General features: G+C 72.7%; 20 protein-coding genes and 1 pseudogene. 12 read left to right on the top strand and 9 right to left on the bottom strand.

Going from position 1 to position 23,293, the window contains the following annotated elements; all coding sequences use genetic code 11:
- The first annotated feature begins 135 nt into the window (after positions 1 to 135).
- Positions 136 to 606 (top strand): Dps family protein, encoded by a 471-nt coding sequence (locus tag JS756_RS20380; protein WP_205384570.1) that lies wholly within the window; start codon positions 136 to 138, stop codon positions 604 to 606.
- Between the two features lie 113 nt (positions 607 to 719).
- Positions 720 to 1,022, top strand: a complete 303-nt coding sequence (locus tag JS756_RS20385; RefSeq protein ID WP_240204079.1) for a hypothetical protein — start codon at positions 720 to 722, stop codon at positions 1,020 to 1,022.
- A 137-nt stretch (positions 1,023 to 1,159) separates the two neighbouring features.
- Here JS756_RS20385 and JS756_RS20390 read toward each other — a convergent pair whose 3' ends face one another.
- Both JS756_RS20390 and JS756_RS20395 read right to left on the bottom strand, forming a co-directional pair.
- Entirely contained in the window at positions 1,160 to 1,999 is an 840-nt protein-coding gene (locus tag JS756_RS20390) for an Fpg/Nei family DNA glycosylase (RefSeq protein ID WP_205384571.1), read from the bottom strand.
- A gap of 54 nt (positions 2,000 to 2,053) precedes the next feature.
- Complete coding sequence (locus JS756_RS20395; RefSeq protein ID WP_205384572.1) at positions 2,054 to 6,982, bottom strand: ATP-dependent helicase; 4,929 nt, start codon at positions 6,980 to 6,982, stop codon at positions 2,054 to 2,056.
- A 252-nt stretch (positions 6,983 to 7,234) separates the two neighbouring features.
- Between JS756_RS20395 and JS756_RS20400 the strand changes: the two are divergent.
- The 3 genes and pseudogenes from JS756_RS20400 to JS756_RS20410 all read left to right on the top strand — a co-directional run.
- Positions 7,235 to 7,984: pseudogene (locus JS756_RS20400) on the top strand (AraC family transcriptional regulator); the annotation flags it as partial.
- Positions 7,985 to 8,109: 125 nt separating this feature from the next.
- Positions 8,110 to 8,952 (top strand): AzlC family ABC transporter permease, encoded by an 843-nt coding sequence (locus JS756_RS20405; RefSeq protein WP_205384573.1) that lies wholly within the window; start codon positions 8,110 to 8,112, stop codon positions 8,950 to 8,952.
- A complete protein-coding gene (locus JS756_RS20410) occupies positions 8,949 to 9,257 on the top strand; it encodes an AzlD domain-containing protein (protein ID WP_205384574.1) in 309 nt (102 codons plus the stop codon). The genes JS756_RS20405 and JS756_RS20410 overlap by 4 nt, the downstream gene beginning before the upstream one ends.
- Positions 9,258 to 9,466: 209 nt before the next feature.
- Here the strand turns inward: JS756_RS20410 and JS756_RS20415 are convergent, their stop codons facing one another.
- Positions 9,467 to 10,411 carry a hypothetical protein gene (locus JS756_RS20415; protein WP_205384575.1) on the bottom strand — a complete coding sequence of 315 codons (945 nt, stop codon included), beginning with the start codon at positions 10,409 to 10,411 and terminating at the stop codon, positions 9,467 to 9,469.
- 79 nt (positions 10,412 to 10,490) lie between these two features.
- Here JS756_RS20415 and JS756_RS20420 point away from each other — a divergent pair, with 79 nt between their 5' ends.
- The 4 genes from JS756_RS20420 to recX all read left to right on the top strand — a co-directional run bounded on the left by JS756_RS20420 (position 10,491) and on the right by recX (position 14,522).
- Positions 10,491 to 10,685 carry a DUF3046 domain-containing protein gene (locus JS756_RS20420; protein WP_205384576.1) on the top strand — a complete coding sequence of 65 codons (195 nt, stop codon included), beginning with the start codon at positions 10,491 to 10,493 and terminating at the stop codon, positions 10,683 to 10,685.
- Positions 10,686 to 10,794: 109 nt separating this feature from the next.
- Positions 10,795 to 12,108, top strand: a complete 1,314-nt coding sequence (locus tag JS756_RS20425; RefSeq protein ID WP_205384577.1) for an AI-2E family transporter — start codon at positions 10,795 to 10,797, stop codon at positions 12,106 to 12,108.
- Between the two features lie 539 nt (positions 12,109 to 12,647).
- Positions 12,648 to 13,781: a recombinase RecA gene (gene recA, locus JS756_RS20430; RefSeq protein WP_205384578.1), complete on the top strand. Its 1,134-nt coding sequence runs from the start codon at positions 12,648 to 12,650 to the stop codon at positions 13,779 to 13,781.
- A 3-nt stretch (positions 13,782 to 13,784) separates the two neighbouring features.
- A complete protein-coding gene (gene recX / locus JS756_RS20435) occupies positions 13,785 to 14,522 on the top strand; it encodes a recombination regulator RecX (RefSeq protein WP_205384579.1) in 738 nt (245 codons plus the stop codon).
- Positions 14,523 to 14,796: 274 nt separating this feature from the next.
- On the opposite strand, the gene JS756_RS20440 is transcribed toward recX, so the two are convergent.
- Entirely contained in the window at positions 14,797 to 16,416 is a 1,620-nt protein-coding gene (locus JS756_RS20440; protein ID WP_205384580.1) for an FAD-dependent monooxygenase, read from the bottom strand.
- A 180-nt stretch (positions 16,417 to 16,596) separates the two neighbouring features.
- Positions 16,597 to 17,211, bottom strand: a complete 615-nt coding sequence (locus JS756_RS20445) for a response regulator transcription factor (RefSeq protein WP_205384581.1) — start codon at positions 17,209 to 17,211, stop codon at positions 16,597 to 16,599.
- Positions 17,212 to 17,923: 712 nt separating this feature from the next.
- Here JS756_RS20445 and JS756_RS20450 point away from each other — a divergent pair.
- Together JS756_RS20450 and JS756_RS20455 are read left to right on the top strand one after the other, a co-directional pair.
- Entirely contained in the window at positions 17,924 to 18,379 is a 456-nt protein-coding gene (locus JS756_RS20450; RefSeq protein ID WP_205384582.1) for a hypothetical protein, read from the top strand.
- 77 nt (positions 18,380 to 18,456) lie between these two features.
- A complete protein-coding gene (locus tag JS756_RS20455) occupies positions 18,457 to 18,897 on the top strand; it encodes a hypothetical protein (RefSeq protein WP_205384583.1) in 441 nt (146 codons plus the stop codon).
- 75 nt (positions 18,898 to 18,972) lie between these two features.
- On the opposite strand, the gene JS756_RS20460 is transcribed toward JS756_RS20455, so the two are convergent.
- The 4 genes from JS756_RS20460 to JS756_RS20475 form a co-directional block, all read right to left on the bottom strand.
- Positions 18,973 to 19,878: an amino acid ABC transporter permease gene (locus tag JS756_RS20460; protein ID WP_205384584.1), complete on the bottom strand. Its 906-nt coding sequence runs from the start codon at positions 19,876 to 19,878 to the stop codon at positions 18,973 to 18,975.
- Entirely contained in the window at positions 19,875 to 20,543 is a 669-nt protein-coding gene (locus JS756_RS20465; RefSeq protein ID WP_205384585.1) for an amino acid ABC transporter permease, read from the bottom strand. The genes JS756_RS20460 and JS756_RS20465 overlap by 4 nt, the downstream gene beginning before the upstream one ends.
- Positions 20,544 to 20,640: 97 nt before the next feature.
- Complete coding sequence (locus JS756_RS20470) at positions 20,641 to 21,471, bottom strand: glutamate ABC transporter substrate-binding protein (protein ID WP_205384586.1); 831 nt, start codon at positions 21,469 to 21,471, stop codon at positions 20,641 to 20,643.
- A gap of 62 nt (positions 21,472 to 21,533) precedes the next feature.
- Positions 21,534 to 22,310, bottom strand: a complete 777-nt coding sequence (locus tag JS756_RS20475) for an amino acid ABC transporter ATP-binding protein (protein WP_205384587.1) — start codon at positions 22,308 to 22,310, stop codon at positions 21,534 to 21,536.
- Positions 22,311 to 22,596: 286 nt separating this feature from the next.
- Between JS756_RS20475 and JS756_RS20480 the strand changes: the two genes are divergently transcribed.
- A complete protein-coding gene (locus JS756_RS20480) occupies positions 22,597 to 23,283 on the top strand; it encodes a response regulator transcription factor (RefSeq protein WP_205384588.1) in 687 nt (228 codons plus the stop codon).
- Positions 23,284 to 23,293 lie beyond the last annotated feature (10 nt).

A 23,293-nucleotide genomic window follows, 5' to 3' on the forward strand; every position in this document is an offset into this window, starting at 1 on the left:
GTGCCGGCGCGGCCTCCGCTTCCGGATGTTCAAGCGTCGGCGGGTGGCGTCGTCGGGTGCTTCTCGGCGCGTTTGCCGGAGTTCTGTTCGGCGGTCATCGTGGAACGGCACGACCGGTGACCGATGGAGGCGTGGATGTACGTCGTGAAGAGTCCCCTGTCCGACGCGGACCTGAAGACCGTCGCCGAGGCGCTGCAGGGCGCGCTCGTCGACCTGATCGATCTCGCGCTCGTCGCGAAGCAGGTGCACTGGAACGTCGTCGGACCGCGGTTCAGGTCCGTCCACCTCCAACTCGACGAGGTCGTGGACACCGCCCGCACGCACTCCGACACCGTCGCGGAGCGCGCCTCCGCGCTCGGCGTCTCGCCCGACGGGCGGGCGGCGACCGTGGCGGCGGGCAGCGGCATCGCCACGGTGGACGAGGGCTGGGTCAAGGACTCCGCCGCGGTGGGCGCGCTCGTGGACGCGCTGGGTGCCGTCATCACCCGGATGCGGGAACGCGTGGCGGCGACCGGTGACGCGGACCCGGTCAGCCAGGACCTCTTCATCGGCATCACGGCCGATCTGGAGAAGCACCACTGGATGTTCCAGGCCGAGAACAGCTGACAGTGCGAGGCGGGGCCGTTCGCCCTGCGGGGTGTGTACGTGGCCTCGTCACCGCTGTGCACCCTTGCCGTCTGCAAGGGTGGAGTCCTGGCGTCCGGCTGGAGGTGACCGCCATGGCGGGTCGGGCAGCGCGCCGGGTGGCCGTTCTGGGGCTCGGGGCGGTGTGGTGGTGGGCTGTGCTGCGACTCGCCCTGGTGCCGGGAGCGGGCGCCCTGGAGGGGGCAGTCGCGATCGGTGGCTGGGGGTTGAGCGTGCTGCCCGTGCACTGCGTGCCTCGGGCGTGCGCCGCGGGAGCCCTGCGCGAGGGACGGTGGCGGGACGCCTGGCGAGCGGGTGCGCGGGGCGGGGACGCCGACGCGGGCGGCAACCCGGCACCGCAGCCGCACCGTTCGGACGGAGGGCCCGACCCGCTGTGAACGAGACATTCGGCTCACCGGCGGGACGCGGTGGGGATACACCAGGCCGCACCGTCGAGAGGGGTTCGGCGCCTGCGCGCCCGCATGCCGACCGGGACCCGCACGCCACGGCGCCGGGAGGCACGGCGCGGGGACCGTCAGCGGGACCCGAGGCGTGCTGACCGTCCGGTGCCGGCACCGGGGGCGGGTGCCGGTCCCGTCTGGCAGCTCGGGCACCAGTACGTCGGGCGCTCGCGCGAACCGTCCCCCTGGTTGGCGAGCCGGATGGGGGTGGTGCAGCGCAGGCAAGGGCGCGGCGCGCGGCCGTACACGAACAGGTCCTGGCCGCGGCGGCCCGTCGTGCTGCGGACCGGACGGTCCCGGTTGGCTTCCAGCATCCGCTGGGCGAGCGTCGGCAGATGCGCGACGCGGTCGGCCGGCAGGGCGCCGATCGGGAGCCAGGGTGTCGCGCCCAGCACGAAGCACAGCTCACTCTTGTAGATGTTGCCGATGCCGGCCAGGTTGCGCTGGTCCAGCAAGGCCTCGCCCAGGGAGCGGGCGGGGTCCTGCAGAAGACGGGCGAGGGCGCGTTCGGCGTCCCAGTCCGGACCCAGCAGGTCCGGTCCCAGATGGCCCACGACGCGGTCCTCGTCGGCCGTGCGCAGCAGGTCGAGCACGGTGAGGCGGTAGCCGACGGCCGTGCGGTCGCCGGTGCCGAGGACGGCGCGGATCTGGTGGGCCGGGCCGCCCCTGAAGCGCTGGCCGGGGGCGTACACCTTCCACGCCCCGTCCATCATCAGGTGCGAGTGCAGGGTCAGGCCGCCCTCGACGCGGGTCAGCAGGTGCTTCCCGCGCGGGACGACGCCCAGGACGGTGCGGCCGCTGAGGTCGGCCGTCGCGTACCGGGGCACCCGCAGGTCGCTGCGGATCAGCACCTTGCCTGCCAGGGCCTCGTGCAGCCGCCTCGCGGCCTGCCAGACGGTGTCTCCTTCGGGCATGGGTCAAGGGTGGCACGCGAGCGGGGCGGGCGGGGTGCCGGAGGCGCTTCCCGGTCACGCCCGCAGTCGCAGGCCCCTCGGCGTGGCGATGAAGCCGGCCTCCTCCAGCAGGGTGCCGAGGGGGGACGTCAGGGCCGGGGCGCCGTTGACCCGCTCGACGGTGACCGTCCCGAGCACCCCGGCGCGGGCGGCCGCGGCGAGGGCCTCCGCGGCGGCCGGCAGACGCGGATCGTCCGTGACCGTGGCGTCCGGATCCTCGGGCCAGGCCAGCAGGGTCTTGCCACCGCGTTCCATGTACAGCGCGGGCTCGCCGTCCACCAGCACCACGAGGGCGCCCGCCTTGCGGCCCGGCTTGTGCCCGGCACCGGTCGGGGGCTCCGGCCAGGGCAGGGCGGCGCCGTAGGCGTTGGCGGGGTCGGCGGCGGCCAGCACGACGGCCCGGGACGCGGCGGACGGGGAGCGCCGGAGACGGTCCGCGAAACCCGCGCCGTACGGGAAGCCGGAGCCGCCGCCCCGGGGGCCTCCCGCACCCGGCGCGACCCGGTCGCGTGGAGAGACGTACTCGTCGCGGGCGGTGCGCCGCCCGGCATCCGGACCATCGGGGAGGTCCGGCAGGTCGGGGAATGCGGGGAAGCCGGACTCTGCGTCCACGTCGCCGAAGGGTGAGCCGAAAACGTCCGCGGCGGGGGTGCCGCCGTCTGCGGCGGTGCCCGGGAACGCCGTTGCCGGACCCCCGTCGCCGCGTTCACGGGCGTTGGCGACCGCGCGCAGGCGGTCCACCGCGCCGTCCATCGCGAACTGGGCGGCCCCCAGGCCTTCCACGACGTAGCCGCGCCGGGCCTGACCGCTCTCCTCGAAGGCGGACAGGATGCGGTACGTCGCCGAGAACCCACCCTCGACGCCCTCGGCGGCCACGGCGCCCCGGGTCACCACGCCGTGCCGGTCGAGGAGGGCTCGGGCCAGGGCGTGGGCGCGCACGGTCGGGTCCTGCTCGCGTGCCGGGAGCAGGGACCAGCGGCCGGCGACCGTGGGCGGGCCGCTGCGGGACGCGGTGCGGGCGGCGGCGGTGAGCGCACCGTAACGTCCGCGCGGGACGGCGCGCCTGGCGCGATGGGCCGTGGAACCGGCGGTGCGGCCGGAGCCGAGCAGGGCCCGCATCGGCGCGAGTGTGTCGTTGGTGAGCCGGCCGGACCAGGCCAGGTCCCACAGGACGTCGGCCAGTTGCGGGTCGGTCGCCTCGGGGTGGGTGGTCGCGCGGACCTGGTCGGCGATCTGCCGGAAGAACAGGCCGTAGCCGCCGGACAGGGCGTCCAGGACGGACTGGTGCAGGGCCGTCGGCTCCAGCGGGTGCGGCGGCGGGAGGAGCAGCGGGGCCGCGTCCGCGAGATACAGCGACACCCAGCCGTCCTTGCCGGGCAGTGAGCCCGCGCCGGCCCACACCAACTCGCCGGCGGCGGTGAGTTCGTCGAGCATCGCCGGGGTGTAGTCCCTCACCCGGGACGGCAGGACGAGCTTCTCCAAGGCGGAGGCCGGCACGGACGCTCCCTGCAACTGCTCCACGGCGCGCACCAGTCCGTCGATGCCCCGCAGCGAGTGGCCCGTGCCGATGTGCTGCCACTGGGGGAGGAACTGGGCCAGCGCGGGCGGCGGTACGGGCTCCAGCTCGTGCCGCAACGCGGCGAGGGACCGCCGGCGCAGACGCCGCAGCACCGCCGCGTCGCACCACTCCTGCCCGATGCCGGCCGGGTGGAACTCGCCCTGGACGACCCGGCCCGCCGCGGCGAGCCGTTGCAGGGCGCCCTCGGTGACGGCCACGCCCAGACCGAACCGGGCGGCGGCCGTCGCGGAGGTGAACGGGCCGTGCGAGCGGGCGTGCCGGGCGAGAAGGTCGCCCAGGGGGTCCTTGACGGGTTCGGTGAAGGCCTCCGGCACGCCGACCGGCAGAGCCGTGCCGAGCGCGTCGCGCAGGCGGCCCGCGTCCTCGATCGCCGCCCAGTGGTCGGCGCCGGCGATCCGCACCCGGATGGCGCGCCGGGCAGCGGCCAGTTCCCCCGCCCAGTGCGGGTCGGCTCCCCGCTCGGCGAGTTCGGCGTCGGTGAGGGGGCCGAGCAGGCGCAGCACGTCGGCGACACCCTCGGCGTCCTTGACGCGGCGGTCCTCGGTGAGCCACTGCAACTCCCGCTCCAGTTCGGCGAGCACGTCCGCGTCGAGCAGTTCGCGCAGTTCGGCCTGGCCCAGCAGTTCGGCCAGAAGCCGGGAGTCCAGCGACAGCGCGGCGGCGCGGCGTTCGGCGAGCGGCGAGTCGCCCTCGTACAGGAACTGGGCGACGTAGCCGAAGAGCAGCGAGCGGGCGAAGGGGGAGGGCTCCGGCGTGGTGACCTCCACCAGGCGCACCCTGCGGGCCTCCAGATCCCCCATCAGCTCGACCAGCCCGGGGACGTCGAAGACGTCCTGGAGACATTCGCGGACCGCCTCCAGGACGATCGGGAACGAACCGAACTCGCTCGCCACCTCCAGCAGCTGGGCGGCACGCTGGCGCTGCTGCCACAGCGGGGTGCGCCGGCCGGGGTTGCGGCGCGGCAGCAGCAGCGCGCGGGCGGCGCACTCGCGGAACCGGGAGGCGAACAGCGCCGAGCCGCCGACCTGGTCGGTGACGATCCCGTCGACCTCGCCCTTGTCGAAGACGACGTCCGCCGCGCCGACGGGCGCCTGTTCGGCGTCGTACTCGGTGCCGGTGCGCGTCGGTTCCTGGTCCAGCAGGTCAAGGCCCATCAGGTCGGCGTCCGGCAGGCGCAGCACGATGCCGTCGTCGGCGTGCATGACCTGGGCGTCCATGCCGTACCGCTCGGACAGGCGCGCGCCGAGCGCGAGCGCCCAGGGCGCGTGGACCTGGGCGCCGAAGGGTGAGTGGACCACGACCCGCCAGTCGCCGAGCTCGTCGCGGAAACGCTCCACGACGATGGTGCGGTCGTCCGGGACGTGGCCGCAGGCCGTGCGCTGCTCCTCCAGGTAGGACAGCACGTTGTCCGCGGCCCAGGCGTCGAGGCCCGCGGTCAGCAGGCGCAGCCGTGCGTCCTCCCGGGGCAGCGAGCCGACCTCGCGCAGGAACGCGCCCACCGCGCGGCCCAGTTCGAGAGGGCGGCCCAGCTGGTCGCCCTTCCAGAAGGGCAGGCGGCCCGGGACGCCGGGGGCGGGGGAGACCAGGACGCGGTCGCGGGTGATGTCCTCGATGCGCCACGAGCTGGTGCCGAGCGTGAAGACGTCGCCCACGCGGGACTCGTAGACCATCTCCTCGTCCAGCTCGCCGACTCGGCCGCCGCCCTTCTTCGGGTCGGCGCCTGCCAGGAACACCCCGAACAGGCCCCGGTCGGGGATCGTGCCACCGGAGGTGACGGCCAGGCGCTGGGCGCCGGGGCGGCCGGTGATCGCGCCGGTCACCCGGTCCCACACCACGCGTGGACGCAGCTCGGCGAAGGCATCGGACGGATACCGGCCGGCGAGCATGTCCACGACGGCCGTGAAGGCCGACTCGGGCAGGGAGGCGAACGGTGCCGCGCGGCGTACCGCCGCCAGCAGGTCGTCGAACTGCCAGCTGTCCATGGACGTCATCGCGACGAGCTGCTGGGCGAGCACGTCGAGCGGGTTGGCGGGCACCCTCAGGGACTCGATGGAGCCCGTGCGCATCCGTTCGGTGACGACGGCGGCCTGCACCAGGTCTCCGCGGTACTTCGGGAAGACGACACCCGTGGAGACCGCGCCCACCTGGTGGCCGGCGCGGCCCACGCGCTGGAGGCCGGAGGCCACGGAGGGCGGGGACTCGACCTGGACGACGAGGTCGACGGCCCCCATGTCGATGCCGAGTTCGAGGCTGGAGGTGGCGACGACAGCGGGCAGGCGGCCGGCCTTGAGGTCCTCCTCGACCAGGGCGCGCTGCTCCTTGGAGACCGAGCCGTGGTGGGCGCGCGCGACGACGGCGGGCGCCCCCTGTGCCGCGCCCGAACCGCCCATGAGCTCGGCCGGCGCGTGGTGCTCGTCCAGGGACTCCCCGGTGGCCCGTTCGTACGCGATCTCGTTGAGCCGGTTGCACAGGCGCTCGGCGAGTCGGCGGGAGTTGGCGAACACGATGGTCGAGCGGTGCGCCTGGACCAGATCGGTGATCCGCTCCTCGACGTGCGGCCAGATCGACGGGCGCTCGGCGCCCTCGCCGCCGTCGGCGACCGGGGAACCGCCCAGTTCGCCCAGGTCCTCCACCGGGACGACCACGGAGAGGTCGAACTCCTTGCCGGACGCCGGTTGGACGATCTCCACCTTGCGGCGCGGCGAGAGGTAGCGCGCGACCTCGTCCACCGGGCGGACCGTGGCCGACAGGCCGACGCGTCGGGCCGGCGTCGGCAGCAGCTCGTCCAGCCGCTCCAGGGACAGGGCGAGATGCGCGCCCCGCTTGGTGCCCGCGACCGCGTGCACCTCGTCCAGGATCACCGTCTCCACGCCGGTCAGCGCGTCGCGCGTGGCCGACGTCAGCATCAGGAACAGCGACTCCGGGGTGGTGATCAGGATGTCGGGCGGGCGGCTGGACAGGGCCCGGCGCTCGGCGGGCGGGGTGTCGCCGGAGCGGATGCCGACCTTCACCTCCGGCTCGGGCAGCCCCAGGCGGACCGACTCCTGGCGGATGCCGGTCAGCGGGCTGCGCAGATTGCGCTCGACATCGACGGCCAGGGCCTTGAGCGGGGAGACGTACAGGACGCGGCAGCGCTTCTTCGGGTCGGCCGGCGGGGGTGTCGAGGCCAGCTGGTCCAGGGCGGCCAGGAAGGCCGCCAGGGTCTTCCCCGACCCGGTCGGCGCGACGACCAGCACGTCCGATCCCGCGCGGATGGCCTGCCACGCACCCGCCTGCGCGGCGGTGGGCGCGGAGAACGCCCCCGCGAACCAGCCGCGGGTCGCGGGGGAGAAGCCGCCGAGGGCTCGGTGGGCGGAGCTGACCATGCGTCCATCCTGCACCCCTCCACTGACAATCCCGCCGACCTGGGGGAACGCGGCACCGGCAGCCCTCAGGTACCGGCAGCCGCCGGGCACCGGCGGCGGGCGGAGCGGGGGCGGACCGGGCGGGCGGCCCGCGTGGCGCCCGCGGTCCGGGGCGAGGCCGCGGGCCGGCGGGTGCGGCGGCGGCCCGGCGCCGCGGCCCGGGCGGCGGGCGGGGCCGCGGTGGGGCCGGCCGGTGTGGCGGACAATGAGGGGATGGCGGGTTCGGGAGAGCAGGCGCGGCACTGGCGGTACGCGGAGCTGCCCGGCGTCGACCTGCTGCGGGCCCGCTACGTCCGCAAGACCTTCGTGCGGCACACGCACGAGCACTTCGTGATCGCCGCCGTCGCCGAAGGGGTGGAGGTCTTCCACCACGGCGACGGCGACCAGTACGCGGCGGCCGGCTCCCTCGCGCTGGTCAACCCGGACACGCCGCACACCGGCCGGGCCGGAGTGCCCGAGGGGTGGCGGTACGGGGCCGTGTATCCGTCGCCCGAGGTCGTGGCGGAGATCGCCGCGGAGACGACGCTTCTGCGCGGCACACCGGGATTCGTCAGCCCGGTGCTGGACGATCCCTACGCCGTCGGTCTGGTCCACCAGGTCCTGCGGGCTGCCGACGAGGGCAACGCCCTGGCCGCCGACACCCTGCTGCGGATGGCCGTGACCCGCCTGCTGCGGCTGAACGGCGGGCGGCTGCCGGCACGGGAGGTGCGGACGGCGGGAGCTCGCACGGCCGCACGCGCGCGTGCGGTGCTGGAGGAGCGCATGGCCGCGCCGCCGACGCTGGAGCGGCTCGCCGCGGACCTCGGAACGAGCCCCTTCTCGCTGCTGCGGTCCTTCCGGGACGCCTACGGCATGCCGCCGCACACCTGGTTGACGGACGCCCGGGTGCGGCGTGCCCGGCGGCTGCTGGACGCGGGGACGACGCCCGCGGAGGCCGCCGTGGCGGTGGGGTTCACCGACCAGCCGCACCTCAACCGGCACTTCTCGCGGATCGTGGGGGTTCCTCCGGGCGCGTACCGGCGCGAGCGCAACGGGGGCCGCAAGAACGTACAAGACGTGCGGGGGCGGCTGCTCGTACCGTCCGAGGCGTGGCAGAACGGACAGCAGTCGAGGACACGCCGAACGCAGGGGCAGGGGCAGGGGCAGGGGCAGGGGACACGGGGAGAACGGGAGGAACCGGGGGAGCGGCGGGGGCAGCGGGAGCGGTACGAGGAGCGGGAGCGGCCGGGGAGCGGCCGGACAGGGTCGTCGTACGCGACGCCCTCGGCGTCGGGGTCGCCGTAGGCCTGTCCGGGTTCGCCTTCGGGGTGACCTCGGCCGGCAGCGGGCTCACGGTGTGGCAGAGCTGCGCGCTGAGCCTCCTGGTGTTCACCGGAGCCTCGCAGTTCGCGCTGGTGGGCGCTCTCGCGGCGGGCGGCGGCGCCGTCACCGCCGCGGCGGGCGCACTCTTCCTCGGTGTGCGCAACGCGTTCTACGGGCTGCGCCTGTCGCAGCTGCTGGCGCTGCCGAGGGCGGTGCGCCCGTTCGCCGCGCAGTGGGTCATCGACGAGACGACGGCCGTGTCACTGGCCCAGCCGACGCGGCGCAACGCGCGCATGGGGTTCGCCGTCACCGGGCTCAGCCTCTACCTGCTGTGGAACCTGACGACGCTGCTCGGCGCGCTCGGCGCGGAGGCGATCGGGGACACCGCGCTGTGGGGCCTGGACGCGGCCGGTCCCGCGGTCTTCCTCGCACTGCTGGCGCCCATGCTGAGAACGACCACCGAGCGGGCGGTCGCCGTGCTCGCCGTGCTGCTGGGCCTGGGGCTGCTGCCCGTGCTGCCGGCCGGAGTGCCGGTGCTGGTGGCCGCCCTCGCCGCTCCGGCCGTGCTGTACGTGGTGGGCCGACGCGAGAGGACGGTCCGCCCTGGGGCGCCGGGAGGAACGCGATGAACATCTGGATCGCCGTCGCCGTCACCGCCGTCGGCTGCTACGCGGTCAAACTCGCCGGTCTGCTCGTGCCCGCGGGGGTGCTGGAGCGGCCCCTCGTCAGGCGGCTCGCCGCGCTGCTCCCGGTGGCCCTCCTCGCCGCCCTCACCGCGCAGCAGGCCTTCGCCGACGGGCACGCGCTCGTACTCGACGCCAGAGCGGCGGGGCTGGGCGCGGCGGGAGTGGCCCTCCTGCTGCGCGCGCCCTTCCTGCTGGTCGTGGCGGCTGCCGTGGTGGTGACCGCGGGGGTGCGGGCCGTCGCGGGCTGAGGGAGGGAGAGGCCCGTGCGGCCCGGACACGGCGCCCACACGCTCCCGCACCGCTCCGTCCCGCATCCACGGCAGCGCCGGCCGGGGCACCCTTCCCGTACGAAGCAGCCGCACCGTGCGGCGCCGCGCCCCGCCCCGCGGGCACGCGCCGGCGGGCAGCCGCCGTGCCCCGCCCCGCGCGCGTGCCGTCGTCCACGCCGGGGCCGGGGTCACCCCACGGGGCGGCCGTAGGCCCGCAGGGTGCGCAGTGCCTCGATCGTCACGATCGGGCGCGCCTCCAGCGCGGGGGCGGGGGCCCACCGGCGCCAGCGCACCGGCCAGCCGCCGTCGTCCTGCTGCTCCGCGGCGAGGAAGTCCAGGGAGCGGGCCATCTCCTCCTCGGTGAACCACGCGCGGGCGAGGGAGTCCGGGGTCCGGGCGTAGTCGTGTGCGAAATGGTGCTCGCCGGGGGCGTAGCCGGGCGCGACCGGCCAGGCGTCCAGGTCGCCCGGGTCCAGGGCGGCGAGCCGCTGGTCACGCACCAGGCGGCCGAGACGGTCGGCCGCGGCCTCGGCGCGCGGCCGGTCGGGCGCCGAATCCAGGAAGGACACGGCGGCCCGTACCTCGTAGGGGTGGGACCTTTCCAGCATCTCGATGCGCTGCCAGCAGAAGTCCGTGGCGCGGAAGAGCCAGGCGTGCCACACCGCGTTGCGGTGGAGCAGCCCCACGACCGGTCCGGTGGCCAGCAGGTCGCTCGGCGGGGTCTCGACGACCGGGACGAACGGCGCCGTGGGATAGCCGCGCTGGCTGGGATGGACCGCCGGCAGGGCCCCGTCCGCGGTGGAGACCGACGTCAGATAGCGGCAGGCGCGCTCCACCCGCTGCCCGCCGCACCGTCCGATGGCGTCCAGGACGTGCAGGGCGCGGGCGGTGTGCAGGGGCTGGCTGACCGGTCCGCGCAGATCAGGCTCCAGCGCATGGCCGTATCCGCCGTCGTCGTTGCGGTGGGCGTCGAGGGCGGTCTCCACCGGGTCGGCGCTCCCGTTCAGGAAGTGGTGGGCGAAGAGCCGCTGCTCCAGCACGCGCGCGGTGAGCCAGACGAACTGTTCGGCGCGGACGAGCGGGGAGCGCGCCGGGGGCGTAGGGGGGAGTGGGGACACTCCGTTTTCGGCCATGGTTCAGACCGTAGGACGGAAAGCGGTCTCGGCAAGCGCCCCTGGCTCGGGCCCACCCCGGGGGCGGGATACTGGAGTCATGCGGTTGACGGTCTTCTGGCAGCGGATGGCGGAGCACTTCGGCACGGGGTACGCCGACACCTTCGCGCGCGACCACGTGATGGCGGAGCTCGGCGGGCGTACGGTGCACGAGGCGCTGGCGGCCGGCTGGGACGCCAAGGACGTGTGGCGCGTGGTGTGCACGGTGATGAACGTCCCCCACGAGCGGCGCTGACCGTCCGAGGACCGCGCGCCGCCTCCGCCGGCGTGCGGGCAGCCGGACCGGGGGAGGGAAGAGCGCGGGACGGCGACCGATCACCGGCGGCGTGCGCGAGACTTGCCCCGTGGCATCCACTGACGAGTCCGGGCAGCTCACCCGGCAGGCACCCCCGCTCGGCACGACTCCGCCCGCCCGGTCACCGGCCGAAGGCGGCAGGCCGGGCGCGCGCATGCCGCGCTGGCTGCCGCGCGCCATGGTGCTCGCCCTGGCACTCATCGCCGTGTTCCAGCTGGGCAGCTGGGCCTTCCACCAGCTGACCGGTCTGCTGATCAACATCCTCATCGCGTTCTTCCTGGCGCTCGCCATCGAGCCCGCGGTGAGCTGGATGGCCGGTCGCGGTCTGCGGCGCGGGCTCGCCGCGTTCCTGGTCTTCCTCGGGCTGCTGGTCGTCTCCGCGGGGTTCGTCACCCTGCTCGGCTCGATGCTCGCGGGCCAGATCGTGAAGATGGTCGAGGGTTTCCCGGACTATCTCGACTCGGTCATCAACTGGATCAACTCCACCTTCCGCACCGAGCTGCGGCGGGTGGACGTCCAGGAGGGCCTGCTCCACTCCGACTGGCTGCGCAAGTACGTCCAGAACAGCGCCACCGGCGTCCTGGACGTGTCCGCGCAGGTTCTCGGAGGGCTCTTCCGGCTGCTGACGATCGGGCTGTTCTCGTTCTACTTCGCGGCGGACGGCCCCCGCCTGCGCCGTACGATCTGCTCGCTGCTGCCGCCCGCACGGCAGGCCGAGGTGCTGCGCGCCTGGGAGATCGCCGTCGACAAGACCGGCGGCTATCTGTACTCGCGCGGCCTGATGGCGCTGATCTCGGGCATCGCGCACTACGTCCTGCTGGAGGCCCTGGGCATCCCGTACGCGCCCGTGCTCGGCGTCTGGGTCGGCGTGGTCTCCCAGTTCATCCCCACCATCGGCACCTACCTCGCGGGCGCGCTGCCGATGCTGATCGCCTTCACGGTCGATCCCTGGTACGCGGTGTGGGTGCTGGTCTTCGTCGTGGTCTACCAGCAGTTCGAGAACTACATGCTGCAGCCGAAGCTGACCTCCAAGACCGTCGACATCCATCCCGCCGTGGCCTTCGGCTCGGTCATCGCCGGTACCGCCCTGCTGGGGGCGGTGGGTGCACTGATCGCCATTCCGGCGGTCGCCACGCTCCAGGCCTTCCTGGGCGCGTACGTGAGGCGGTACGACGTCACGGACGACCCCCGCGTCCACGGGCACCGCGCCCGGGGCGGGGGCCAGGGCCTGCTCACTCGCGCGCGCGCCGCGTGGGGCCGTACGCGGGAGGGGACCACCGGGACCACCCGGGCCGCGGAGGACGCCGACGGCGGCGTCACCGGGGGCGACCGCGTCGGCGATTCGCCCCGCAGCGGCTCGTGAGCGCGCCGGCAGCGGAGGCCGAGCCGTCCCGCAGCGGTGGGTGAGCCGGCCCCGGAGGTGTCCCGCACCGGTGCGGGGCGGGACACGGCTGGACGGGCCCGCTTCCGCCGGGACGCCGGACCGCGTGCGTGGCCGTCCCGCGCCGACGAGAGCCGAGCGTGCGCCATCCGGGTCCGCGCGGCCCGGGTCCACGTGCCCGGGTCCGCCTCGTCCTCGCGTCGCCCGGCCACCGGCGGCGGGCTTCGGAGGCCGCACTTCCGGACGGTGGCTCGGCTTCGGGGACACGAACGCGCATCCCGCAAGGTTCGCCGGCGCGGACAGTAGCCTCGGAAGTGCCGGGCGGTGCGCTTGACACAAAAATCGAACATCCATTCTCATGGAAGCTCCGGCGAGGCGCTCGGCAGTATGTTTTATGCCGTTTTCGAGGTGGATGCACCCCGGTAGTCCACAGGCCGGACCGGCGTCGGGGCGCATTGTCAGTGGCAGGCGTTAGCGTCTTTGACGTGAAGCGATCGACTCAAGCAAACCGGGTGGAACCCATGGCAGGAACCGACCGCGAGAAGGCCCTGGATGCCGCGCTCGCACAGATTGAACGGCAGTTCGGCAAGGGCGCGGTCATGCGCATGGGCGAGCGCTCCAAGGAGCCCATCGAGGTCATCCCGACCGGGTCGACCGCGCTCGACGTGGCTCTCGGCGTCGGCGGCCTGCCGCGCGGCCGTGTCGTCGAGATCTACGGACCGGAGTCGTCCGGCAAGACCACGCTGACCCTGCACGCGGTGGCGAACGCGCAGAAGGCCGGCGGCCAGGTCGCGTTCGTGGACGCGGAGCACGCCCTCGACCCCGAGTACGCCAAGAAGCTCGGCGTCGACATCGACAACCTGATCCTCTCCCAGCCGGACAACGGCGAGCAGGCCCTGGAGATCGTGGACATGCTGGTCCGCTCCGGCGCCCTCGACCTCATCGTCATCGACTCCGTCGCCGCGCTCGTCCCGCGTGCGGAGATCGAGGGCGAGATGGGCGACAGCCACGTCGGTCTGCAGGCCCGCCTCATGAGCCAGGCCCTACGGAAGATCACCAGCGCGCTCAACCAGTCCAAGACCACGGCGATCTTCATCAACCAGCTCCGCGAGAAGATCGGCGTGATGTTCGGCTCCCCGGAGACCACGACCGGCGGCCGGGCGCTGAAGTTCTACGCGTCGGTGCGCATCGACATCCGCCGCATCGAGACCCTGAAGGACGGCACGGAGGCCGTCGGCAACCGCACCCGCTGCAAGGTCGTCAAGAACAAGGTCGCCCCACCCTTCAAGCAGGCCGAGTTCGACATCCTCTACGGCCAGGGCATCAGCCGCGAGGGCGGCCTGATCGACATGGGCGTGGAGCACGGCTTCGTCCGCAAGGCCGGCGCCTGGTACACGTACGAGGGCGACCAGCTCGGCCAGGGCAAGGAGAACGCGCGCAACTTCCTCAAGGACAACCCCGACCTGGCCAACGAGATCGAGAAGAAGATCAAGGAGAAGCTGGGCGTCGGTGTCCGCCCCGAGGAGCCTGCCGCCGAGCCGGGCACGGACGCGGCGGTGTCCACGACCGGGGCCGCGGCCGAGGCCGCCAAGACGGTGCCCGCGCCGACGGCTGCCAAGGCCACCAAGTCCAAGGCCGCGGCTGCCAAGAGCTGACCCGTGACACGGCGAACCGACTGGGCCGCATACACCCGCCCCGACGCCCCGGGGGAGCGGGGGACAAGCGGTCCCGGCAGGAGGCACGAGGACGGTCACGACGGCACGGAGGCGGTGGGCGACCGCGATGCCCATCCGCCCCGCGGCGGACGTGGTCGGCGGCGGCGGGGGACCGCCGGGCCGGCCGGTGAGGACGGAGGTGCTTCTCTCTCGTCGAGGGCCGAGGAGGGGCAGCCCCCGGGGGACCCGGTGGAGCGGGCACGGGCGATCTGCCTGCGCCTGCTCACCGGGACCCCACGCACGCGCAAGCAGCTGGCCGATGCCCTGCGCAAGCGACAGATCCCGGACGCCGCCGCCGACGAGGTGCTGTCGCGGTTCGAGGAGGTCGGACTGATCGACGACGGGGCGTTCGCGGACGCCTGGGTCGAGTCGCGGCACCACGGCCGCGGTCTGGCACGGCGGGCGCTCGCCCGGGAGCTGCGCACCAAGGGCGTCGACTCCGCCCTGATCGACGAGGCCGTCTCCCAGCTCGACACCGAGCAGGAGGAGGCGACCGCACGAGAGCTGGTCGCCCGCAAGCTGCGTGCCACCCGCGGCCTCGATCGCGACAAGCGCCTGCGCCGACTCGCCGGGATGCTCGCCCGCAAGGGCTACCCGGAGGGCCTGGCGCTCCGAGTCGTCCGGCAGGCGCTGGAGACGGAGGGCGAGGAGACGGAGCTCTGGGACGACACGGGGTGCTGACCCCGGCCCGCCCTGACCGTTGCCCCCGCCTCACCCGGCGTCCCCGGAAGGGCCCTGGGCGCAGGCAGCCGAACCGTCCGTTGCCACCGCGCCGCTCGGAGCAGCACGGCAGGAGGTCGGGACCCAGCACGGTGCACCGGCTGCCCGGCCCCGACGGGGCCCACCCCGGCGCGCCACCGCCCGGCCACTTGAGCCGACGGCGCCCTGACGCCGCTCGCCCGCGCTCCGGCAACTGCACCCCGCGCCGGCACGCGCCCCGGAGCCGGCGCGCCCGTCACACCGTGCCGGACCCTGCCGTCGTCTCGGCGCCGGCCACGGCCTCCTCCTTCACCGGGCCGCCCAGCGCGGCCTCGGCCGCTGCGTACAGGTCCGCCGGCCGCACCCCGCCCAGCGCGGTCACCAGATGGCCGTCGGGCCGTACCAGCAGCACGGTGTGGGCCGCGGCTCCCGGGTACTCCTCGGCGACGAGCAGCTCCGCCGGATGCGGCAGCGCCGTGACAGCCGCCGCCAGCCGGGGCATGACCCCGGCCGTCATCCAGTGCTTGCGCTCCCACACGCCCGTGCCCGGAGCGATCAGGACGACGAGCAGCGCGCCCCGTCCCAGCCGCTCGCGCAACTGTACGAAAGAGCCGTCCTCCGCCGTGACGCGCACATCGGTGACCGCGGCGCCCACCGGCGTGTCGACGGGCACCTCCGCCTCCAGGTGCCGGGCGGCGAGCGGCGAGTCGGCGTAGGTGCCCGGTTCGCCCAGCGGGCCCCGGCCGAGGTGGCCGTCGGAGAGCAGGGCATCGTGGCCGCGGGCCGCACCGGGAACGTAGGCCCGCAGTCCCCCGCCCCCGCGCAGCAGCGGCAGCACCTGGTCGGCGGCGCGCAGCCGGGCGGCGACGGCGGCGCGCCGCTCGGCCTGGTAGCTGTCGAGCAGGGCCTCGTTCGGCCCGTGGTGCCAGACCCGGGCCAGCTTCCAGGCGAGGTTGTCGGCGTCCCGCAACCCCTCGTCGAGGCCCTGGGTACCCAGCGTGCCGAGCAGGTGCGCCGCGTCCCCGGCGAGGAGGACCCGGTCGGAGCGCCAGCGGCGGGCCAGCCGGTGGTGGACGGTGTGAACACCGGTGTCGAGGAGTTCGTACGGCGGAGTCGTGCCGTCGTTCCAGCCCGCCAGCGTCTCCCTGATCCGGGTCACCAGCAGTTCGGGTGTGACGAGGTCCTTGCCGGGCGGCAGCAGCCAGTCCAGGCGCCAGACCCCGTCCGGGAGGGGGCGTGCGGTGATCTCTCCGGCGGTCGGGCCGGAGGTCCGCCACGGCGGCATGCGGTGCAGCAGCGCGTCCCCGGGCCGGGGAAGTTCGGTGCGCAGGGCGGCGACGGCATGCCGTTCCACCGCCGTACGACCGGGGAAGCGGATGTCGGACAACTTGCGCACGGTGGAGCGCGGCCCGTCGCAGCCGACCAGGTAACTGCCGCGCCACCAGGTCCCCCGGGGGCCGCGGGTGTGGGCGGTCACCCCGGACGGCTCCTGCTCGATGGTGTCCAGGCGGCTGTCCACGGCGACCTCGGCCAGCCGCTCGCCCGCCAGGGCGGAGCGCAGGGCGCCGGTGACCACGTGCTGCGCGATGTGCAGCGGGGCGGCCCGGGCGTCGTCGAAAGTGATCTCACGCATCACCTGCTTGCGCCGCATCGACCGCCATCCGGCCCAGCGCACTCCGGCCTCGGCGAGCGGCCGGCCGGTCAGCCGCTCCAGCAGCGCGGCGGTGTCCTCGCGCAGCACGAGGGTGCGGGCGAGGCGGGGCTCGTCCTTGCCGGGGCCCTCGTCGAGGACGACGGTCGGCACCTCCTGGCGTGCCAGAGCCAGCGCGAGCGTGAGCCCGACGGGCCCCGCCCCGACGATGATCACCGGGTCCACGGCGTGGCGCCCCCTGCCCGCAGCGGTGTCCGGAGGGACGCGTGTGAACAGAAGGGGGGAGCAGGGTGCACGATCACAGAACGTATGCAACCCAGAGCGGCTGCTTGCGTCAAGTGACGTCGGCCGCCGCGTGGCTGAGTGTTGGTCAGCCACGCGGCGGCCGGGCCCCGGTGACGGTCATCAGGCCGGCAGTGCGGTGACCCCTGCCTGCCACGCGATCCGGGCGGCGTGGATCCGGCTGGTCGCACGCAGTTTCACGCACAGGGTGCGGACGTGGTTCTTGACCGTCTCCGGGCTGATGTGGAGGGCCTGGGCGATCGCCCGGTTGGGGAGACCCTCGCCGAGCAGGGCGAGCACCTCGCGCTCCCGGCTGCTCAGGCCGGCGACCCGCTCCAGCGCCCCCTCGCAGGCCAGGACCGGAGCTGGATGCCCCCTGACGATCGCGTCGGCGATCTCGGGGGAGAGCGCGCGGCTGCCCTCGGCGACCGCGGTCAGGGCCCAGGCCAGGTGCTGTGGCGCCGAGCGGTGCAGCAGGACGCCGGCCGCGCCCCGGGCGAGCAGCGTGCGGGCGTCCTCCTCCGTGATCCGCTCCGCGATCACCAGGACGGCCGGTGGAGTGGGGAGCCGGGCGACGGTCTCCACCAGCGGCAGCGAGTCCCGGCCGGCCGCGTCACCGCTGATCAGCAGGTCGAGGCGCGTCGTCCTCACCAGCGCGGCAGCCTGGGCGCGCTTCCCCTCGGCGACGACGCTGGTCAGTACTTTCCGGTGTGCGATCGGAGCGAGGACACGCAGCATCTCCCGCAGTCCTGCACGGCACAGCGATCTGTCATCAATGATTCCCACCCGTAGCATGCGGTCCCCGTGTGGTGTTGTGCGTACGCAACGGTACGTGTGGACAAGGCCCTCGTCCGGTCATGACGACAGCCGGTCGCAGCGATCCTCCGACTGTCACGCGTGCACGTCAAGCGGGGTTCGACCCAGGCGAAACCGGCCTTGCGGGCCGGTTCTCGCGCGGGCCGTGAACGGGTGCCACTGACCTGTGCGGATGTGACTCCCCACCGATATCGGGTGGCGGGAATCACCGGCCGTGAGGGCGGTCCGTGAAGGAACGGGCAAGGAATCCGGGAGGAACTCGGAAGGAATCCGGGAGAAGGGGAAGAGGAAGCCCGAGGGAGCCGGAGGGGAGCCCGGAGGGATCCCGGGTGGGAGATGGGGGAAGGGCGGCAGGGGACGTGCGTGCGGGATTTCCGGTACCGCGGGAATCCGGTGCGTGCATGCCGTTCTGGGTGCTGCTCCCTCCCCCGGCGTGCGCCAGCCACAAAGAGCGCGTTGCCGCAATCAGATTTTCGCCTCGCACTTCGGATCGTTGGTGCCGCCGGGCGGTATGTCAATCCCCTTTCCAGGGGGGTGTGTGCCCCATGCCCCCGAGGGGGGATCCGTATATCGCCGCCGCGGTCGGACGATGGTGGTCACCAGGTGGGACCCGGACGAGAGGAATGTCATTCTGATGGCGAACAGGTTGTGCCGCGGCGCGGTGTTCGGGGCGGCTGCCGCCGCATCTCTGCTGACCATGGGGGCGAGCACCGCGACCGCGCAGACGGCCCCCACCGTCGCGTCTGCCGCGGCGGTCCACTGCGGCAAGCCGATTCTCAAGGTGTGGTACGACTCGGACCAGTTCGGCACCTATCTCAAGGCGTGGTTCGAAACGGACAAGGGCTGTCCGAAGGGCCGGGGTGTGGCCAGCCTCAGCGGAACGATCCACTGTTTCAAGCCGAAGTCCAAGGTGGTCTACCGCGACAGCATCGCGGGCAAGAAGGCCCCGGCGTCGACCCTGATCAAGGCGCTGCCGCCGAAGAGCAAGTGCAAGTCGTTCTACGCCGAGGCGACCATCGTCTACCAGTACGCCGGGCGGGTGCCTTTCAAGGACACGTGGCGCTGGAACTGGGGCGACTACCCGGCGTGAGGCGACTTTCGTCGCGAGGCTCGGTCTTTCCTCAAGCGCGGATGCAACGCGCGGATTTCTCCTGGAGGCGATTCATCATGCGGCAACACATGAAGGCCGGGACGCGGCGTCGCGCCGCTGTTCTTCTCGGCACCGCGGTGCTGGCTTCCGCTCTGGCGGCGCCTTCCGCCTCGGCGGACGGTCCTTCCGAGATCTACCTCGGCAAGCGCTCCGGCACCATCAGGGTCGGCGGCCTTCCGCACACGTACAAGTGGGAGGACAAGCAGTACCGGAGCACGTCGCTGCCCAACCTGCGCAAGCACTCGATCCGCATCACCTACAACGCCTGCGCCACCTGGCGGGCCCGAGCCTCCGTGAAGTGGGGCAGGACGTACGACACCGTCGAGTCGACGGCCAAGGGCTGCCGGAAGTCCGTGCTGCTGACGCCCATGGGCGACATGAAGGCGAACGTCACGCTGACGATCCATCAGGAGCCCACCGACATGTCGGCCAGCATCGTCATCAAGCCCGTCCACTGAGCCCGGACGAGACCGCGTCCCCTTCCCCGTCCCGGGCGGACGGAGAAGGGGACGCAGTTCGTGGTCGTCCGGAGGTCACCCGTCGGACTTCCCGTCGGTCACCGGCTCGGGCCCGACGGACTCCAGCTCTTCGAGCTGCTCCGCCGTCAGCACTTTGCCGGAGCTCCTCCTGCCCCGCTGGACCCTGCCGCCCAGCCAGGCGGCGAAACTGGTCAGCAGGAAGTTGAGCACGACGTACATCACCGCGACGACGATGAAGCTGGGGATGATGTTCGCGTAGAACCCGCTCATCGTCCGCACCGAGCGGAGCAGTTCGGCGTATCCCACCATCGCGCCGCCCAGGGCGGTGTCCTTCACGATGACGACGAGCTGGCTCACGATCGCCGGCAGCATCGCGGTGACGGCCTGCGGCAGCAGGATGTTCGTCATCGTCTGGCCCTTGCGCAGGCCGATGGCCTGGGCCGCTTCGGTCTGCCCCTTGGGCAGGGACAGGATGCCGGCTCGGACCACTTCGGCGAGCACCGAGGCGTTGTAGAGGACGAGACCGGTGACCACCGCGTACAGGGGCCGCACATCGCTGCTGATGTCGGTGAACGTCGCGTAGAACTCGTTCGAGAACAGCATCAGGATCAGCACCGGGATGGCGCGGAAGAACTCCACGACCGCGGCGGCCGGGCCCCGGACCCACCGGTGGTCGGAGAGCCGGGCGACACCGAACACGGCGCCCAGCGGCAGCGCGAGGACCAGTGCGAGGGCCGCGGCCTTGAGCGTGTTCCCCAGGGCCGGCAGCAGATAGGTGGTCCACACCCGGGAGTCGCTGACGAACGGCTTCCACTTCGCGGCGTCCAGCTGGCCCTTGTCCGCCATGACGGCGATCGCCCACCAGCCGACCGCGATCAGCGCGGCCAGGAACACCACGGTGTAGACGATGTTGCGGGCCTTGGCGCGGGGGCCCGGGGTGTCGTACAGGACGGAGGTCATCGCTTCACCGCCACTCGCTTGCTGACCCATCCGAGGATCAGGCCGGTCGGCAACGTCAGGCACACGAATCCGAACGCGAAGATCGCGGAGATGAGCAGCAGCTCGGCCTCGTTCTCGATCATCTCGCTCATCAGCAGGGCCGCCTCGGACACACCGATCACGGCCGCGACGGTGGTGTTCTTGGTCAGGGCGATCAGTACGTTCGCCATGGGGCCCACGACGGAGCGGAACGCCTGCGGAAGGATCACCAGCGTCAGCACCTGAGTGAACCGCAGACCGAGCGACCGGGCCGCCTCGGCCTGGCCGACGGGCACGGTGTTGATGCCGGACCGCAGCGCCTCGCAGACGAAGGCCGCGTGGTACGCCACCAGACCGAGGACGGCCAGCCGGAAGACCCGCGTCTTGACGTCGTCGGCGGCACCCATGGTCACACCGAAGGTGTCGGCCAGCCCCATCGCGGTGAACAGGATGATGATCGTGAGGGGGATGTTCCGCACCACGTTCACGTACGCGGAGCCGAACCCCCGCATCAGCGGGACCGGGCTGACGCGCATCCCGGCCAGCAACGTGCCCCAGATCAGGGAGCCTACGGCGGAGTAGACGGTGAGCTGCACCGTCACCCAGAAAGCCCCCAGCAGGTCATAGCCTTCAAGAAAGTCGAACACGATATTCCGTGCTTCCGCCTCGGTGGTTGGCGTGGCACGCCGCACCGAGGCGGTGCGGCGTGCCACCGAGCCGTAGTCCCGGGGTCACCGGGAGTCGTCAGCCCTGCTCGGTGATCTGCGGAGCGGGCTCGAAGTCGTAGTTGGCCGGACCGAAGTTGGCCTTGACCGCCTTCTCCCAGGAGCCGTCGTCCACCATCTTCTTCAGGGCCGCGTTGATCTTGCCCTGGAGCTCGGTGTCGCCCTTCTTGATGCCGATGCCGTAGTGCTCGTCGCTCAGGTTGAGCCCGGCGAGCTTGAACTTGCCCTGGTACTGCTGCTGGGCGGCGTATCCGGCGAGGATCGAGTCGTCCGTGGTGAGGGCGTCGACCGCGCCGCTCTCCAGGCCGCTGAGGCACTCCGAGTAGCCGCCGTACTCCTGCAGCTGCGCGTCGGGCGCGAACTTCTTCTTCACGTTCTGCGCGGAGGTGGAGCCGGTGACCGAGCAGAGCTTCTTCTTGTTCAGGTCGTCGCCGGACTTGATGTTGTCCTTCGTCCGGATCAGCAGGTCCTGGTGGGCCAGGAAGTACGGGCCGGCGAAGGACACCTTCTCCTTGCGCTGGTCCGTGATCGAGTACGTGGCGACGATGAAGTCCACGTCACCGCGCCGGAGCAGGTTCTCGCGCTCCTTGCTCGGGGCTTCCTTCCAGGTGATGTCGCTCTCGCCGTAGCCGAGCTGCTTGGCCACGTACTTCGCGACGTCGATGTCGAAGCCCTTGTAGCCGTCAGGGGTCTCCTGGCCCAGACCGGGCTGGTCGACCTTGATGCCGATGGTGACCTTGCCTCCGCCGCCGCTTCCGCTGCCGCTGTCGGAGTCGCCGCCGCAGGCGGTGGCGGTGAGGGCGAGGGTGAGCGCGACGGCCGAGGCCGCAGTGACCTTGCGGAGGTTCATGCTGGACATCCTTTGTGTGATGGGAGAGGCAGACCGGGCTCTCGGGGCGGGAGCCCGGCCGGTCAGTGGTGGAGGATCTTCGACAGGAAGTCCTTCGCGCGGTCGCTGCGCGGATTGCTGAAGAACTGGTCGGGCGTGGCCTGTTCGACGATGCGGCCGTCCGCCATGAACACCACGCGATTGGCCGCCGAGCGCGCGAAGCCCATCTCGTGGGTGACGACGATCATCGTCATCCCCTCACGCGCGAGCTGCTGCATGACTTCCAGGACCTCGTTGATCATCTCGGGGTCGAGGGCCGACGTCGGCTCGTCGAAGAGCATCACCTTCGGGCCCATCGCCAGTGCCCGCGCGATCGCCACGCGCTGCTGCTGGCCACCGGAGAGCTGTGCGGGGTACTTGTCGGCCTGGGTGCCCACGCCGACTCGGTCGAGGAGGGCCCGCGCCTTCTCCTCGGCCTGCTTCTTCTCGGTCCTGCGAACCTTGACCTGACCCAGCATCACGTTCTCGAGCACGGTCTTGTGCGCGAAGAGGTTGAAGGACTGGAAGACCATGCCGACATCGGCACGCAGCCGGGCGAGCTCCCTGCCCTCCTGCGGCAGCGGCCTGCCGTCGATCGTGATCGTGCCCGTGTCGATGGTCTCCAGGCGGTTGATGGTGCGGCACAGGGTGGACTTGCCGGACCCGGAGGGCCCGATCACCACCACCACCTCACCGCGGTCGATCGTGAGATCGATGTCCTGGAGCACGTGCAACGCGCCGAAGTGCTTGTTGACGCTCTTCAGGACGACCAGTTCGTCGGTCGCGGCCGAGTCCTTCTTGGCCACCGATACTTCGGTCATCGCTTCTGGGCTCCGTCCTCCTCGGTTTCGGAGGACAGTAGAGGGCCTTCCCGACCAGCGTCATTACATCTGAGGGGAATCTGAGCATCACGATCCGATAGCAATCGGACACGTGTCGTAGCACTTGTCACCTGCGGACGTATCGTCCGGATAACGGAAGCCGTGTGCAACCGGAACCCTCTTGACGGCGTCGTCGTCCATCAGCGTGACTGCGATGGTCACGCGCGCGTGCACGCGTGATCCGAGCGATCGAGACCGTACGGACGATGAACCGAAGGAGGCCGGGATGAGACTTCTGCTCGTCGAGGACGACAACCACGTCGCGGCGGCGCTGTCCGCGGTCCTGGCGCGGCACGGCTTCGACGTCACGCACGCGCGCAACGGCGAGGAGGCCCTGCAGGCGCTGGTCCCCGAGGGCCCCGGATTCGGGGTCGTCCTGCTCGACCTGGGACTGCCCGACCAGGACGGCTACGAGGTGTGCAGCAGGATCCGCAAGCGCGCGAGCACCCCGGTGATCATGGTCACCGCCCGTTCCGACGTGCGCTCGCGCATCCACGGCCTCAACCTCGGCGCGGACGACTACGTGGTCAAGCCGTACGACACCGGGGAACTGCTCGCCCGCATCCACGCCGTCAGCCGGCGCACGGCGCCCGAGGACGCCACGGGCAGCACGGAGGTCGCGCTGCGGCTCGGCTCCATGCACATAGAGCTGCCCACCCGCCAGGTCACCGTGGACGGGTCGGTCGTCCAGCTGACCCGCAAGGAGTTCGACCTGCTCGCGCTGCTCGCCCAGCGCCCGGGCGTCGTCTTCCGCCGGGAGCAGATCATCAGCGAGGTCTGGCGCACCAGCTGGGAGGGCACGGGCCGCACCCTGGAGGTGCACGTGGCGTCACTGCGCGCCAAGCTGCGCATGCCCGCCCTGATCGAGACCGTACGCGGCGTCGGCTACCGCCTCGTCGCCCCGGGCGCCTAGCGGGGACCGG

This window comes from Streptomyces actuosus (assembly GCF_016921115.1).
Classification (GTDB): domain Bacteria; phylum Actinomycetota; class Actinomycetes; order Streptomycetales; family Streptomycetaceae; genus Streptomyces; species Streptomyces actuosus_A.

What these genes read in the sequence shown, in the direction of transcription:
- JS756_RS20380 (WP_205384570.1), top strand. Translation starts at nt 136, where the DNA reads ATGTACGTCGTGAAGAGTCCCCTGTCCGACGCGGACCTGAAGACCGTC.
- JS756_RS20385 (WP_240204079.1), top strand. Translation starts at nt 720, where the DNA reads ATGGCGGGTCGGGCAGCGCGCCGGGTGGCCGTTCTGGGGCTCGGGGCG.
- JS756_RS20390 (WP_205384571.1), bottom strand. Translation starts at nt 1,999, where the DNA reads ATGCCCGAAGGAGACACCGTCTGGCAGGCCGCGAGGCGGCTGCACGAG.
- JS756_RS20395 (WP_205384572.1), bottom strand. Translation starts at nt 6,982, where the DNA reads ATGGTCAGCTCCGCCCACCGAGCCCTCGGCGGCTTCTCCCCCGCGACC.
- JS756_RS20410 (WP_205384574.1), top strand. Translation starts at nt 8,949, where the DNA reads ATGAACATCTGGATCGCCGTCGCCGTCACCGCCGTCGGCTGCTACGCG.
- JS756_RS20415 (WP_205384575.1), bottom strand. Translation starts at nt 10,411, where the DNA reads ATGGCCGAAAACGGAGTGTCCCCACTCCCCCCTACGCCCCCGGCGCGC.
- JS756_RS20420 (WP_205384576.1), top strand. Translation starts at nt 10,491, where the DNA reads ATGCGGTTGACGGTCTTCTGGCAGCGGATGGCGGAGCACTTCGGCACG.
- recA (WP_205384578.1), top strand. Translation starts at nt 12,648, where the DNA reads ATGGCAGGAACCGACCGCGAGAAGGCCCTGGATGCCGCGCTCGCACAG.
- JS756_RS20445 (WP_205384581.1), bottom strand. Translation starts at nt 17,211, where the DNA reads ATGCTGCGTGTCCTCGCTCCGATCGCACACCGGAAAGTACTGACCAGC.
- JS756_RS20450 (WP_205384582.1), top strand. Translation starts at nt 17,924, where the DNA reads ATGGCGAACAGGTTGTGCCGCGGCGCGGTGTTCGGGGCGGCTGCCGCC.
- JS756_RS20455 (WP_205384583.1), top strand. Translation starts at nt 18,457, where the DNA reads ATGCGGCAACACATGAAGGCCGGGACGCGGCGTCGCGCCGCTGTTCTT.
- JS756_RS20460 (WP_205384584.1), bottom strand. Translation starts at nt 19,878, where the DNA reads ATGACCTCCGTCCTGTACGACACCCCGGGCCCCCGCGCCAAGGCCCGC.
- JS756_RS20470 (WP_205384586.1), bottom strand. Translation starts at nt 21,471, where the DNA reads ATGAACCTCCGCAAGGTCACTGCGGCCTCGGCCGTCGCGCTCACCCTC.
- JS756_RS20475 (WP_205384587.1), bottom strand. Translation starts at nt 22,310, where the DNA reads ATGACCGAAGTATCGGTGGCCAAGAAGGACTCGGCCGCGACCGACGAA.
- JS756_RS20480 (WP_205384588.1), top strand. Translation starts at nt 22,597, where the DNA reads ATGAGACTTCTGCTCGTCGAGGACGACAACCACGTCGCGGCGGCGCTG.